This window comes from Flavobacterium procerum (assembly GCF_042431625.1).
GTDB classification, from domain to species: Bacteria; Bacteroidota; Bacteroidia; order Flavobacteriales; family Flavobacteriaceae; genus Flavobacterium; species Flavobacterium procerum.
This window is the reverse complement of record NZ_JBHLYW010000009.1, coordinates 248,639-261,836: the sequence shown is the minus strand read 5'-3', so window position 1 is coordinate 261,836 and position 13,198 is coordinate 248,639. Positions and strand designations below refer to the sequence as shown.

Sequence of the window (13,198 nt, the reverse complement as noted above, 5' to 3'; positions counted from 1 at the left end):
GTTTTTAGATGCATACATGAAAAATAAATAGTACAAATATGCAATTTGAACTGCTTTGCCCATATATGGCAGAATTGTAAAAAGGCATTACTGCAAAATAGCCGCCGGCAGGGTAATTTCAAAAACAGCGCCTGTACTTTCAGCTTCAATATTCATCATTTTTCCCCCGTGCCTCTCTACGATTTTTTTACATAGTGCAAGTCCTAATCCTGTCCCTTCATAGGCATCTTTGGAATGCAGGCGCTCAAAAACATTAAAGATTTTTTGGGAATTCTCAGCAGCAATCCCGATGCCGTTGTCGGTAACTTTAATTTTTAAGCTTTCAGCGTCAATGCTGTGGTCTATTTTGATGCAGGAATCGACCTTGTCGCGGGAGAATTTCAGCGAGTTGGCAATCAGGTTGTAGAACAGCTGATGAAATAAAATTTTAGAACCGCGAATCAGCGGGAGTTTTAAATATTCGATTACTGCATGTTTTTCCAGAATTTTTATTTCAAGATCCTCTTTTATGCTTTCTATTATATAGTTTAGATCCACCGCCTCTTCCAAATCCGGACTCCCGGCAGAGGAATAGTTTAATATGGAGTCAATCATTTCTGTCAGGCGTGCGGCGCTTTTATTTATTTTATCGGCATATTGGCTTATTTTTGGCGTTGTCCCATTGCTTATATCTTCCTTTAGAATATTGGAGAATAACAGCACTTTGCGTACCGGTTCTTTCAAATCATGGCTGATGACATGCCCAAACTGTTTCAGGTCATCGTTGGAACGTTTAAGTTCAAGGGTGCGCTTTTCCACCAGCTGCATAAGCTCTTGGGCATTCTTTTTCTGCTCGGTGATATCCTGGGCTATTCCAACTATAGTATTTTCTTTATTATCGCTTTCAGAGAGGGTTCCGGAAAATCTCATCCAGTGAAGCTTCTCATTGATAATCACCCTTATTTCACAATTGAAGTCTCCTGATTGTGAGACTCCCTTAATTGAATCATGCCATAGGGCTGCATCATCTTCATGGATAAAAGCGGCTAGAGCGCTTAGGTGAAACTCACGTTTTTCCAATTCGAAAAAGTTTGTAAAACGTTTTGACCCTGCTATCATACCCTTATTGATGTCAATTTCGAATAGGCCGAGCTGTGAGGATTCAACAGCCAGCCTTAATTTTTTTTCAATCTCTATGGTCTGCTGTCTGGCTACGTTAAGTTCGGTCACTTCAGCAGCTGTATTCATTACCCCGTATACTTCTCCCTTCGTACCGTAAATGGGGGTGAAGTTGTAATTGAAGTAATGGGGTTTGAGTTCGCCGTCCACAACGATGTCAACTCTTGCATTTTTTGCTTCATAAGGTTTTCCGGTATGCAGCACCTCGCGGAGCTGATCAAATATCTGCTGGTTTTCAAGCTCGGGAAGAATTTCCGTGTAGTTGGTACCTATCACATCAGGTCCCTTGCCATAGGTTTGAATCATGCACTTATTGGCCAGAACAATTTTCATCTTTTCTCCTGTGTATACTCCGATCGGAAAAGGCGCCGTATAGATGACACTGCGTAAAACGTTTTCTCTTACTGAGTCTGGAAGTTCCATCATGACTGCAAAATATAATAATAATTAAATTTTAATATAAAAGTTTTCAAATGAAGGCTGCCTGATATCAGTCTGGGACACCAAAGACATTGCTTTGCTGATCAGTTTGGACAAATCATTGTATGCGGCAGGCTTTGTGATAAAATAATTGGCCCCCAGTAAATACATTTTCTCGATATCGGAAGGACTGTCGCTGGTGCTGAAAATAACCACAATGTGTTTGTTAAGCTCCAGTGATGTTCTAATCTTTTCAAGACACTGCGGACCTGATAAAACAGGCATGTTAAGATCCAGAAAAATCATATCGGCTTCTGCGGCAGGCGGGCCTTCAAGCAGGTTCATCAATACTTTGCCGTCATTTGAAACAGTTAGTTTCACATCTGGAAAATTTGTTTTAAAAACATCTGAAAAAAATTCGCAGTCATCCAAATCGTCATCTGCCAGCAGGACGTGTTTAAATAATTTTTGATCCATAGAAATATTCTGAATTACAGCACTAATCTCAAAGATACAATTTTAATATCCGGTTGCCAAAGGCAGATTATCGTGCATCTTTTACTGCTTATATCTGATTTATATTTTAAAATTTATATCCATTTGGCAATGAGGTAATGTATTAATGATTTTACTCTGCATGTGCGCCATCAGATGCGCAGTCCATTGATAATCTAAAGCACTGCCTGCCAGATTATAATGTTAGTTAAATTAATTTGAATTATCTTTTTCATCAAAGCTGCCATGGATGCCCAATAAAAACTCGCAGTCAAAATCGGGCTCATCTTCATCTTTAGCATACAAGCCGGCTAATGCAGCAATATGATATTTTTCAGAACAAAATTCTGCATCTCTAAAATTAGAATTGGATCGGATATTATATTGTTCTGCTGAGCTGGAAATGGCAGAGTCGGCTGCGTATGAATTCATGATAGATTTTCTTATATAATGTCTATGTTTTTATTTCTGATTTCAAAATTACACAAATCATGAGTCGATTATTTATAGAATTCCGGCTTGGATTTATATAATTTAAGAGTGTTTGCTTCTGCCTGAAACAAATCCATTTTTTAATTGGGTCGAGTGGCGGCTGCATTTAAAGAAATAAGAGCAGGAAATCCAAAATAATTATGAAAAGCAATAAATCAGTTTTCTTTATCAGTCGAGCAGCAATTAATAATCAAGAATTGGAACCTTGCAAAATTTCCTGCTGCTGAAATGAGATCAACACCGGAGGCTGTGTTACTCATAATTATTTTTGGCAGCTCTTCCCGCTATACGTTCCAATCTTTTGCGCCGAAATCCGGCACAAAAGGATTTCCACTGCTATCGGGGCTAGGACTGTGGCGTGTGCCCGTTTAGCCTTTGTAAAGCTTCGTATTTAGGTTAGCTGATGAATTAATAAATCATCGGCTTTAGCTGCTTATTGCGATGGGAATTTTCATGGCAAGAAAGATTTTCTAGTTTTTCTTTCTTGTTTTTAATCGGCGTGAATCAAGCAATGAGAAGTTCGGTGTCACAACAGATTTAAAGCCTCTGCTGTTCGTACTGCCTCAATAGAATTTGCAGCATTAAGTTTTTCCAAAATATTCTGCCTGTGTCTGTTAACCGTATTAATACTTATATTTAGCATTACAGCTATTTCTTTACTGATTACTCCCTTACCGATTAAAACTAAAATTTCTTTTTCGCGAATTGTCAAAAGCTCACGGCAGTTTTCATACGTATCTGCATAAAAACTTTCTCCCGTTTTAGTATTAATAATTTTTCCTTCTATACTATTTACAGCTGCTGTTTTTTCGAATAAATAATTATAGAGACAAACTGCAAGCCATAAACCTCCTTGGGAACTTTTCAGCATATAAAAACTGCGATGTAAAATATACTGATATTCATTTTTACTATTCAGAGCCCTAATGTGGCATTTAGTGCTGTAATTCAATCTTTCATCAGGAGGCACGGATTTTAAAAAATTAAAAAATTCTAATTCTAAAAGATGCCTTTGAAAAAGATCATCCGGATGAATCCGCTTGTAAATATCCTCTTCCCATATTGAATCAATTGTGGTATAACCCGAAATATTCATTTCAAAAAAACTTCCAAAACTATCGGCAAAAATATAACTTTTGTTATCTGCCAAGTCAGACAATACAGCTACTGAATGATCTAATTTTACGTAATATTCTAAAGTATTGATCGCATAATTTAATGCTTTCTGCCGCTTTTCGGGGATGTCTTTAGATTCAAATGAAAATTGATTTTCTAAGTTTGAAATAGGATTCATAAGAGTAATTCTTTTATGTTTTTCAATTTTAAATGCTGCAATTTAGTTCTCAAAACAGTGGTAAGTCATCCGGTAAATATGGTTATATATCACTATTGCCAAAAAAACATCAAATTACATTCTTTGTAAATTATTAGTAAAAATTCAAATTTAAGAAATCATGAAGAGAATTCACTTAGTTTTAATATGTATATGCATTATGGCTGTAAAAGGAAATGCTCAAAAATTAAATGCCATGAGCTGGCTTAATGAACCGGCAGAGTGGGAAATAAAAGAAAATAAACTAACAATGCAGGTTACCGCCCAGTCTGATTACTGGAATAAAAGCCATTATGGATTTACAGTTTATGATGGTCCTTTTCTTTATACGCAGAGAAGCGGCGAGTTTGAAGTTACAGTAAAGATGAGCGGAGTGTACAAAACCAGATTTGACCAAGTATGTTTAATGCTGCGAATAGATGAAAACAATTATGTTAAAACTGGTGTGGAATATGTAGACGGAATTTACAACATAAGCACTGTTCACACTATTGATAAAAGCTCTTGGAGTGTTCTGGGATTAAAGGAAAAACCCAAAAATGTCTGGATGAAAGCCGTACGCCGACTAGATGCACTGGAAATTTTTTATTCTGTTGATGGTGTTAATTATACAATGACCAATACAGTTTATTTTCCGGAATTTAAAACCGTACAAGTTGGTATGATGGCTGCAAGTCCTGATGGAAAAGGTTTTACAGCTGTTTTTGAAGAATTTAAAATTACGCATCTTCCAGACCAAAGACGTTTAGAATGGTTGAAAAATAATCAGTAACAATATATTTTTAAATTTATTCAGCTTGCCAAAACTGCTGTACTTCTAGGGTACAGCAGTTTTTTTTAAGTTATAGATCAGTAATTGCAATTAAAGCAAAAACCATACGTAAATATGTATCACGTATTCCCACTTTTGTATAACTAGTAAGGTGTTCTGCGCCATTAACTTTGCCTCATAATTAATCATATAAAGAAACAAAATGAGCAAAACAATTTTAATTACAGGCGCATCATCGGGATTTGGATTGCTGCTGGCTAATGATCTTCACAAAAAAGGTTTTAATGTAATAGGCACCAGCAGAGAGCCTGAAAAATATAAAGGTAAAGCAGCATTTAAACTATTTCGTCTGGATATAGATGATGATGCTTCTATTAATTCATTTGCGGCACAAGTCTCTACTGAAATCAAACAACTGGATGTTCTGGTAAACAATGCTGGATTTATGGTCACAGGAATTGCCGAAGAAACGCCAATGGAAGCTGCCAGAAAACAATTTGAAACTAACTTTTGGGGAACTGTTAAAGTAACAAACGCTTTGCTGCCGCAGCTTAGAAAACAAAAACAGGGACAGATAATTACCGTAAGTTCTATTGTTGGTTTGATCGGACCTCCAAATTTATCCTACTATTCCGCATCAAAACACGCAGTTGAAGGCTATTTTAAAGCGCTGCGATTGGAACTAAACCAATTCAATATTAAGGTAAGTGTCGTTGAGCCTGTATGGTTCAAAACGAATTTAGGAAGTAATGCCTTGGTTTCTAAAGGAAATGCCATCAGCGACTATAACAATTACAGAAAAAAAGTGGATGCGCTTACTCAAAAAGGTTTAGATGAAGCGCAGACACCGGAACCTGTAGTTGAAATTATTTCAAAAATCATCGCAGCTAAAGAACCAAAATTCAGTAATCCAGTTGGAAAACAATCGGGTATGATTGTTTTTCTTCAAAATTTTGCACCTAAAATGCTTGAAAGTTCTATGCTTAAAAGCCTTAAATAATTTAATTATACTAAAATGAATATTACAAATAAAACAATCCTTATCACAGGAGGCGGTTCAGGCATAGGTTTTGAAGCCGCAAAATTATTATCTGCAAAAGGAAATAAAGTCATCATTGCAGGCAGAACCGAAAGTAAATTAGAAGCTGCCTTAGAAGTATTGCCAAATGCAGCTGCAATTCGCTGCGATATTAACGACGCGGATGATGTTAAGAATTTAATTCAAAAAGTTTCTGCCAATTATCCTGAATTAAGTGTGCTTATCAATAATGCGGGTCGTGCATTCACATACACACACAGCGAAGAAGCTTTGGCTTTTGAGAAAGCTGCAGAAGAGTTTGAAACAAATTATTTTTCACTCATAAGATTGACAGAAGGTTTTTTACACTTATTAAAATCTCAGCAGGAAGCGGCGATTGTAAACGTATCTTCAATTGTTGCTTATTCGCCGCAATATTTAGTGCCTACATATTCAGACAGTAAAGCAGCTGTTCATTCTTACACTCTTTCACTTCGTCATACCCTGGCCAATAACACAGGTGTAAAGGTATTTGAATTGCTGCCGCCTATGGTCAATACAGAATTTTCTAAGGACATTGGCGGCGAAAACGGAATACCTGCATACCAAGTTGCCGAAGAGTTAATCAATGCTATTGAAAATAATATTTATGAAATTCAGGTTGGGCAGACAGCAGAATTCAGAAAATTCTATTTGTCTTCTCCATCTGAGGCATTTGAGATGATGAATCAGATAAAAGAATAGTTAAAAAAAATTGAAATGAAAAATTTAAAATTAATAAAGATCTTTTTACAGCGCTGGCAATCAGTACAAACAGTTTCGCTCAAAGAACAGGTGGCGGCGATGAATTGGCAATGGCATTTTTTTACAGCGCTGGCAATCAGTACAAACAGTTTCGCTCAAAGAACAGGTGGCGGCGATGAATTGGCAATGGCATTTGACCTGAGATATGCCAGTAAAGAATCAGCCGTTTTTTAACACCCTTAGGTTGGTGTTGGTCTTTTTCCTGGCGGAGGGGGAATAATATATTACCAAGATTAATAGGCAAAGACAGGACTCTGGAAGTATTCGCCGCAGGAAATGATTATGATGCCCTTACAGCAGAAAAATACGGATGGGTCACCAGAACATTGCCAAATGCTGAATTGGATGCTTTTGTGGATAATTTGGCAAATCGCTTAGCAGCATTGAGAAAACAGCTTTAGTCACCCTCAAAGAACAGCTTAATCTTGCAGGAGCTCCTACAGAGACTGAACGTCTGGCATCATATACAGAATTTCTGAGTTCATTGTCCTGGCCTGGATTACAATTGAGAATGCCTGTTTTTGGAGCCATGTATGGTAAAATTGGCGTAGAAAAGGTAGAGCAGAATATGGGCTTTTATCTTGGAGAAGCAAACAAGTAAGTTCAGCAGAAAAAATAATTATATACAGAGAAGCAACACTGTAAAAGTACTGTTGTTTTTAAAAATTAATAAAAAATGGAAAATTTTAATTTAGATGCAATAAGACAAATTATTGAAACAGACCATCAGGCATATGATGAAAATTTCACCAAAGGTGATGCTTCTCAATTTGCAAAACATTACACGACTGATGCGTGTATTTTTCCAGCAAACTATCCTAAGATGTTTGGCACCGAGGCAATTAACGCATTCTTTGACGGGGCTTATAAAATGGGCATCAGAAATATAAAATTAACTTCAAGCGAAGTTATGGGAGGACCTGAATTTGTTATTGAATCCGGAGCTGTAGAATTATTGATTGATAAGGGTATATCTGTTTATAAAGGAAAATTTATAATAATCTGGAAGCAGCAAAATGATCAATGGAAGATGTATCGTGATATTTGGAATATTGATACACCTGCACAAACACAAAATTAATTATTATGACAAACGAGAAAATAATTACCCATGTGGAACTTACTGTAAATCCTGAATTAATTGATGCAGTACTTTCCAATGCTATTCAAACTAAAGATTTAATTTTACTTGAACAAGGCACTGAGATTTTTAAACTAACAAGAAAAAAAGAAGATCCAAATACGCTTGTAATTTTTGCTGTTTATACATCAAAAGAATTATACGAGTGGCATCTTGAACAAGAGTATGTAAAAAGCTTTTTTATCTTTCTTGATGGTAAATTAAAAGCATTGCCTAAAGCAACTTATCTTGCTGAAATTTAAATAAATTTGCAACAGGCAACTTGTTGAAAATCTAGTGTTTATGATGCTGGTTTTTAATGAATTTGAAAAACAAAAAGAATGAAACATTACAAAACAATAACGGAACTTTACACCGCTAACGGTTTTCCTGCCCCTGAAAATGCATTGCTGGGACTCGTAACTTTTGACGACATTAGAGACTGCAGTTTTGCAGAGACGGAATTTACGCTGGGCTTCTATAAAATTGCGCTAAAAAAAGTAAAATCAGGCACGGTTAATTATGGAAAAACAAAATATGACCACGATAATGGTTCCATGTTTTTTTTAAAGCCAAATCAAATTATTCAAATGAATGATATAGAGCTGACAGAAAAAGGTTTTATGATTTACATTCATGAAGATTTTTTGTTCAGCCATTCTCTGCATTCAGCGATTCAAAAATATGCTTTCTTTGACTACGAAGCCAATGAAGCACTGCATTTATCTCCTAATGAAGAAGAAACGCTTTGGGATTTGTTTCATAAAATAAGAGGCGAGTATTATAACAATCAGGATGAGTACAGCAGGGATATTATCCTTACCCATATTGATTCAATTTTGAAATATTCCCAACGCTATTACAGACGGCAATTTATAAACAGGGCTCCTATTTCGGGAACTACCGTTTCTAAATTCAATGAGATCTTAAAAGATTATTTTGAAAGCGGAAAACTTCAAAAAGACGGATTGCCCAGCGTAAAATATATGGCATCTGAATTGTCTTTATCAGCCCGATATTTAAGTGATTTATTAAAGCAGGAGACAGGAAAAACAGCATTAGAGCATATTCATATTTCTTTAGTTATGGAAGCAAAAAACTTATTATTAAGTACTGATAATACTATTGCTGAAACTGCATATCGGTTGGGTTTTGAAAACCCTCCTTATTTTTCAAGATTATTTAAAAAAGAAGTCGGTCTCACTCCCAAAGAATTCAGAGAAAGTTCTTTAAACTGATTAAAAGCTGCAATAATATTTGAAAAGTTTTAAAATCTCAAAGGATATTTTTTCTTTTGAATTTTACATTTTTTAATAGCTTTAATCCTGTACTTATTTGTTGGTAATATATGAAAAAAATGGCGTCAATTGTCTTCAATTGGCGCCATTTGGCTTTTTGTGAACTCCAGCTTAATTCCAAATCAATAAAAAGGAATAGATGAAGTTTTTTATAAAAAATCAGGTTAATTTATAAGCTGTTATTTTTCAAATAATGCTTTTCTTAGAGCAGCTGCCGCATCCAAAACAGATTGCTGAACTGCTGGAATATGAGCTAAAGGGTTTAGCATTCCATAATCGTGGATAAATCCTTTATATTCTATAAGTGTAGTGGGAACCCCTGCATCATCGAGTTTTCTGCCGTAAGCGACACCTTCATCGTGTAAAATATCATTTTCAGCAACCTGTACCAAAGCGGCAGGAAGATCTTTAAGCTCTTCTAATGAGGCTTTTAGGGGAGAAGCGTATTTATTGTTTCGATCTTTAGGATCAGGCAGATAATTATCCCACATCCATTTCATTAAAGGGGTAGTTAAAAATCTTTCCTGAGCAAATTTAATGTATGAAGCTCTGGTGAAATCTGAATCAGTAACCGGCCATAAAAGCACCTGCTGAACCAGCTTAGGACCTTTTTTATCTTTTGCCATCAACGCCACAACAGCTGCCATATTTCCACCGACACTATTGCCTGCAACAGCAAGTCTTGTGCCGTCTGCACCAATTTCTTTTCCATGTTCAGATACCCATTTGGTTGCCGCATATGACTGGTTGACAGCGATAGGGAACCTTGCTTCAGGCGAGGGGGTGTAATCCGGGAAAACTGCAGCTGCTCCGCTGTTGACAACCAAGTCGCGAACTAATCTCTTATGGGTAGGATAATCTCCCAAAACCCAGCCGCCGCCGTGAAAAAACATGAATACCGGCAGACCGGCTTTTGCGCCCTTTGGTTTTATAATATGAATTTTAACTGTCTGTCCATCTTCTGTAATGGTTTTTTCAGATTCCTCAATATCAGAATAATCATAGTTTACAGATTTTTGAGCGCCTGCCAGCACTAGTCTGGCATCACTGGGAGATAAAGTTTCCAGCGGTTTGCCGCCAGCGATGTTCAATGCCTGCAAAAATTCTCTGGTCTGTTTTCCAATGTTTGGGTCTTGGGACGCGGGAAGAGATTGTGCTGTTGCGGTTGAGTTAAAACTTAATAATGATGCTAAAGCGAATATTTTTAAAGAAATAGTTTTCATGATAATTAATTTTGAAGGTTAAGATCTAAGATAATTTCGAAGTTAAATGCTGAACTTACAGGACAGGTCTTTTCTGCCTGTTTTGAGATTTTTTCAAATTCTTGAGCTGAGATTCCCTGAATTTTCGCATTCAGTGCCAATTTAGACTGAATGATTTTTCCATTGTCAAGTGTGATGATGGATTTTGTTTCCAGATGCTCTGGATAATATCCTGCCTCGGTTAAGTCCAAACTCAATTTCATTGTAAAACATCCGGCGTGGGCCGCAGCCAGAAGTTCTTCCGGATTAGTTCCGATCCCATCGGCAAAACGGCTGCTGAATGAATATTGAGTCTGGTTTAGAACGGAACTTTGAGTAGTCAGATGTCCGCTTCCTTCTTTTATAGAGCCGTTCCAAACGGCGGTTGCATTGCGTTTCATAATCTTTCTTTTAGATTGTTATACTTTGATGAGACAAAGGTATGTCATCTATACAGTCTAAATAAAGATGAAAAAGTCGATAAAAATTGTACTTTTTTCCTTTTTTGAAAGATATTATATTTGTTTTTTAATTTCTTTTTTAAAAACGGCTGGTGTTTTGCCTGCTTTCTGTGTAAAGATGCGATTGAAATACGCTGGGTCTTCATAACCTAACTCATAAGCAATTTCTTTTATGCTCAAATCGCTGTATAGCATTAATCTCTTGGCTTCCAGTATAATCCTGTTTTTAATCATTTCATTAGGATTTTCCAGATTAAGCTTATGAAATTTATTGGAAATTGTTTTTGGAGCAATATTTAAAAGGCCGGCATAATCTGCAACACTGTGTTTTTGTTTATAGTGAATGTCCACTAATCGGCTGAAATTGCGAAAAAAATCCTGCTCGGCAGTTATGAGATTGGAATACTGGTTTTTAAGATTCTGCTTTTTCCATTGTCTTGTCGCACGAATAATGATCTGCTTCAAATAAGTTCTGATCATTTCCTCCGATGAAAGATCCTGAAAAATCAGCTCATCATTAATATTGCCGAATAGCTGGGAAACCGCATTTAATTCTTCTTCCAAAAGATCAACTTTGGGTATTTCAAAAATATTGTTGAATAACAGCCCGTCGCAGGCTACTTCTTGATCATGGATCTGAATGCAATAAAAATCTCTGTTGTAGTGAATCAGAAATGCATCTTCATTATTTGCTGTGTGGATATCCAGATGCTGATTGTTATTGACAAAAAAAAGTGCGGGACTGGAAGTATGATATAAATTGAAATCAACTGTCAAAGAATAACCGGCTGGTATAAATATGACTTTGATGTAATGCCGGAATATTTCACCATTTACCACATCCAGAGTATTAGAATTGAAAGGAATAAGTCCTAATTTCTTATGGTGCGATTCAAAAATCGGAATGGAACTGCTCATTTGATAATTATTATTATGCAAGATTACAATTTTTAAGATTAGGCCGCATAAAACTGCCGAGAAATATTCAATGAAACAGTATTGGAAACTTGATGGCGGGAATTTTGAAACAACTGGCTGCTATAATACATCAAAAGCAAACTTGTATGGCTCGTTAAATAATATGAAAGATTAATCTTGTTATATTATCTATGGATTCTGATAAGCTGCTTTTTTTTAAAATATTATTTATGAAAATAAATGGGACTTTTTTTATGCGTAATTGCTGGTATTTTAGTTTGTTATTGCTGCAAAAATAGGCAGTGAAAAACTCAAAATATCAGGAAAGATAAAAAAAATATAAAAAAATAGACAGACAGGTTTGTCTATGTAATTGTTTTGTCATAACTTTGTCCCATAAAATAGTACTTCACGTATCGATCAAAAGGATTACACTGATTATTAACAATTTAATTTATAAAAAAATGGAACAGAAACATCCACTGCCGCCTTTTACATTGGAGTCCGCACTTCAGAAAATTCAATCTGCAGAAGATGCATGGAACTCTCAAGACCCTGTAAAAATTTCTAAAGCCTACACCATCGACAGCGAATGGAGAAACAGGGATAAATTTGTGAACGGGAGAGACGAAATTGTCGAATTCCTTGCCGACAAATGGACCAAGGAACTGCATTATAAGCTTAAAAAAGAGTACTGGGCCCACACGGAGAACCGCATCGCAGTTAGATTTGAATATGAGTACATGGACCTTGACGGCAATTGGTTCAGGGCATATGGAAATGAAAATTGGGAATTTGATGAAAATGGCCTGATGGCTAGGAGATATGCCAGCATTAATGATTTGGCAATCAATGAAGAAGACCGAAAGTTTAAATAACCGAAACTTTATAAGAGCGGGATCGGCAATTAGCGGTTATTGAATGTGCTGATTCCGCTTTTGTCTATTTCCAGCATCGAAACAGCAAAGCTTTATTAGTGAGCTTTTAAAAATAATTACCTCTTAATTTAAAAATAAAAAAAAGATTTATGAAAATGCTTAAACACATCATTTTAGCTGCTGGATTTCTAACCGCAGGTTTTGCAAGTGCGCAAGGTTCTTCGAATGCACAAATAGAGAAAAAATATCCCGTGCCGCCCTTTACATTGGAAAGTGCATTACAGAAAGTGCAATATGCTGAGGATGCCTGGAATTCTAAAGATCCAGTGAAAATTTCCAAAGCTTACACCATTGACAGCGAATGGAGAAATAGGGATAAATTTGTCAACGGCAGGGAAGAGATTGTCAAATTTCTTTCTGATAAATGGAAGAAGGAGCTGAATTATAAGCTTAAAAAGGAATATTGGGCGCACACAGACAACCGTATTGCTGTGAGGTTCGAATATGAGTATATGGACCAGAAGGGGAATTGGTTCAGGGCATACGGAAATGAAAATTGGGAATTTGATGAAAATGGCCTAATGGCGAAAAGGTATGCCAGTATCAATGATCTGCCAATCAAAGAGAGCGATCGAAAGTTTAAATAACCTAAACTTTATTGGAAAGTAGAACTGGTCGTGTTCTTGTGAGGGCTAATTCTACTTTTGATATGTCACCAAAAGAGCCCTTATGGTAAAGTCTTGGTTTTAGAAGTTTTGAAATGAGCACTCTACATGAGTTTGCAGACAGA

The 13,198-nt window shown here is 36.2% G+C and carries 17 protein-coding genes; 9 read left to right on the top strand and 8 right to left on the bottom strand.

What is annotated here, in order from left to right:
- Positions 1-87: 87 nt before the first annotated feature.
- The 4 genes from ACFFLS_RS12565 to ACFFLS_RS12550 all read right to left on the bottom strand — a co-directional run bounded on the left by ACFFLS_RS12565 (position 88) and on the right by ACFFLS_RS12550 (position 3,859).
- Complete coding sequence (locus ACFFLS_RS12565; RefSeq protein WP_379686462.1) at positions 88-1,584, bottom strand: PAS domain-containing sensor histidine kinase; 1,497 nt, start codon at positions 1,582-1,584, stop codon at positions 88-90.
- A 21-nt stretch (positions 1,585-1,605) separates the two neighbouring features.
- On the bottom strand, positions 1,606-2,055 hold the full coding sequence (locus ACFFLS_RS12560; RefSeq protein ID WP_379686464.1) for a response regulator: 450 nt from the start codon (positions 2,053-2,055) through the stop codon (positions 1,606-1,608).
- A 231-nt stretch (positions 2,056-2,286) separates the two neighbouring features.
- Positions 2,287-2,505, bottom strand: a complete 219-nt coding sequence (locus tag ACFFLS_RS12555; RefSeq protein WP_379686465.1) for a hypothetical protein — start codon at positions 2,503-2,505, stop codon at positions 2,287-2,289.
- 586 nt (positions 2,506-3,091) lie between these two features.
- Complete coding sequence (locus ACFFLS_RS12550) at positions 3,092-3,859, bottom strand: helix-turn-helix transcriptional regulator (RefSeq protein WP_379686467.1); 768 nt, start codon at positions 3,857-3,859, stop codon at positions 3,092-3,094.
- Positions 3,860-4,019: 160 nt separating this feature from the next.
- On the opposite strand from ACFFLS_RS12550, the gene ACFFLS_RS12545 reads away from it, so the two are divergent.
- The 4 genes from ACFFLS_RS12545 to ACFFLS_RS12530 all read left to right on the top strand — a co-directional run bounded on the left by ACFFLS_RS12545 (position 4,020) and on the right by ACFFLS_RS12530 (position 6,666).
- Positions 4,020-4,670 (top strand): DUF1349 domain-containing protein, encoded by a 651-nt coding sequence (locus ACFFLS_RS12545; protein ID WP_379686469.1) that lies wholly within the window; start codon positions 4,020-4,022, stop codon positions 4,668-4,670.
- Positions 4,671-4,872: 202 nt separating this feature from the next.
- Positions 4,873-5,670 carry an SDR family oxidoreductase gene (locus tag ACFFLS_RS12540; protein ID WP_379686470.1) on the top strand — a complete coding sequence of 266 codons (798 nt, stop codon included), beginning with the start codon at positions 4,873-4,875 and terminating at the stop codon, positions 5,668-5,670.
- Positions 5,671-5,685: 15 nt separating this feature from the next.
- Positions 5,686-6,432 (top strand): SDR family oxidoreductase, encoded by a 747-nt coding sequence (locus tag ACFFLS_RS12535; protein ID WP_379686471.1) that lies wholly within the window; start codon positions 5,686-5,688, stop codon positions 6,430-6,432.
- 15 nt (positions 6,433-6,447) lie between these two features.
- Positions 6,448-6,666, top strand: coding sequence for a hypothetical protein (locus tag ACFFLS_RS12530; RefSeq protein ID WP_379686473.1), 219 nt, complete (start codon positions 6,448-6,450; stop codon positions 6,664-6,666).
- Between the two features lie 141 nt (positions 6,667-6,807).
- On the opposite strand, the gene ACFFLS_RS12525 is transcribed toward ACFFLS_RS12530, so the two are convergent.
- Complete coding sequence (locus tag ACFFLS_RS12525) at positions 6,808-7,023, bottom strand: hypothetical protein (protein WP_379686474.1); 216 nt, start codon at positions 7,021-7,023, stop codon at positions 6,808-6,810.
- Between the two features lie 145 nt (positions 7,024-7,168).
- Here ACFFLS_RS12525 and ACFFLS_RS12520 point away from each other — a divergent pair, with 145 nt between their 5' ends.
- The 3 genes from ACFFLS_RS12520 to ACFFLS_RS12510 all read left to right on the top strand — a co-directional run bounded on the left by ACFFLS_RS12520 (position 7,169) and on the right by ACFFLS_RS12510 (position 8,850).
- Complete coding sequence (locus ACFFLS_RS12520; protein ID WP_379686476.1) at positions 7,169-7,573, top strand: YybH family protein; 405 nt, start codon at positions 7,169-7,171, stop codon at positions 7,571-7,573.
- A gap of 5 nt (positions 7,574-7,578) precedes the next feature.
- Positions 7,579-7,875, top strand: a complete 297-nt coding sequence (locus ACFFLS_RS12515; RefSeq protein WP_379686478.1) for a putative quinol monooxygenase — start codon at positions 7,579-7,581, stop codon at positions 7,873-7,875.
- Between the two features lie 78 nt (positions 7,876-7,953).
- Positions 7,954-8,850: a helix-turn-helix domain-containing protein gene (locus ACFFLS_RS12510; protein ID WP_379686480.1), complete on the top strand. Its 897-nt coding sequence runs from the start codon at positions 7,954-7,956 to the stop codon at positions 8,848-8,850.
- 239 nt (positions 8,851-9,089) lie between these two features.
- On the opposite strand, the gene ACFFLS_RS12505 is transcribed toward ACFFLS_RS12510, so the two are convergent.
- From ACFFLS_RS12505 to ACFFLS_RS12495, 3 genes are all read right to left on the bottom strand, one after another.
- Entirely contained in the window at positions 9,090-10,133 is a 1,044-nt protein-coding gene (locus tag ACFFLS_RS12505; protein WP_379686481.1) for an alpha/beta hydrolase, read from the bottom strand.
- Between the two features lie 5 nt (positions 10,134-10,138).
- Positions 10,139-10,552 carry an OsmC family protein gene (locus ACFFLS_RS12500; RefSeq protein WP_379686482.1) on the bottom strand — a complete coding sequence of 138 codons (414 nt, stop codon included), beginning with the start codon at positions 10,550-10,552 and terminating at the stop codon, positions 10,139-10,141.
- A gap of 114 nt (positions 10,553-10,666) precedes the next feature.
- Positions 10,667-11,530, bottom strand: a complete 864-nt coding sequence (locus tag ACFFLS_RS12495) for a helix-turn-helix domain-containing protein (RefSeq protein WP_379686484.1) — start codon at positions 11,528-11,530, stop codon at positions 10,667-10,669.
- A 464-nt stretch (positions 11,531-11,994) separates the two neighbouring features.
- Here ACFFLS_RS12495 and ACFFLS_RS12490 point away from each other — a divergent pair, with 464 nt between their 5' ends.
- Positions 11,995-12,408 carry a DUF1348 family protein gene (locus tag ACFFLS_RS12490; RefSeq protein ID WP_379686485.1) on the top strand — a complete coding sequence of 138 codons (414 nt, stop codon included), beginning with the start codon at positions 11,995-11,997 and terminating at the stop codon, positions 12,406-12,408.
- Between the two features lie 233 nt (positions 12,409-12,641).
- A complete protein-coding gene (locus ACFFLS_RS12485) occupies positions 12,642-13,055 on the top strand; it encodes a nuclear transport factor 2 family protein (RefSeq protein WP_379687683.1) in 414 nt (137 codons plus the stop codon).
- Positions 13,056-13,198 lie beyond the last annotated feature (143 nt).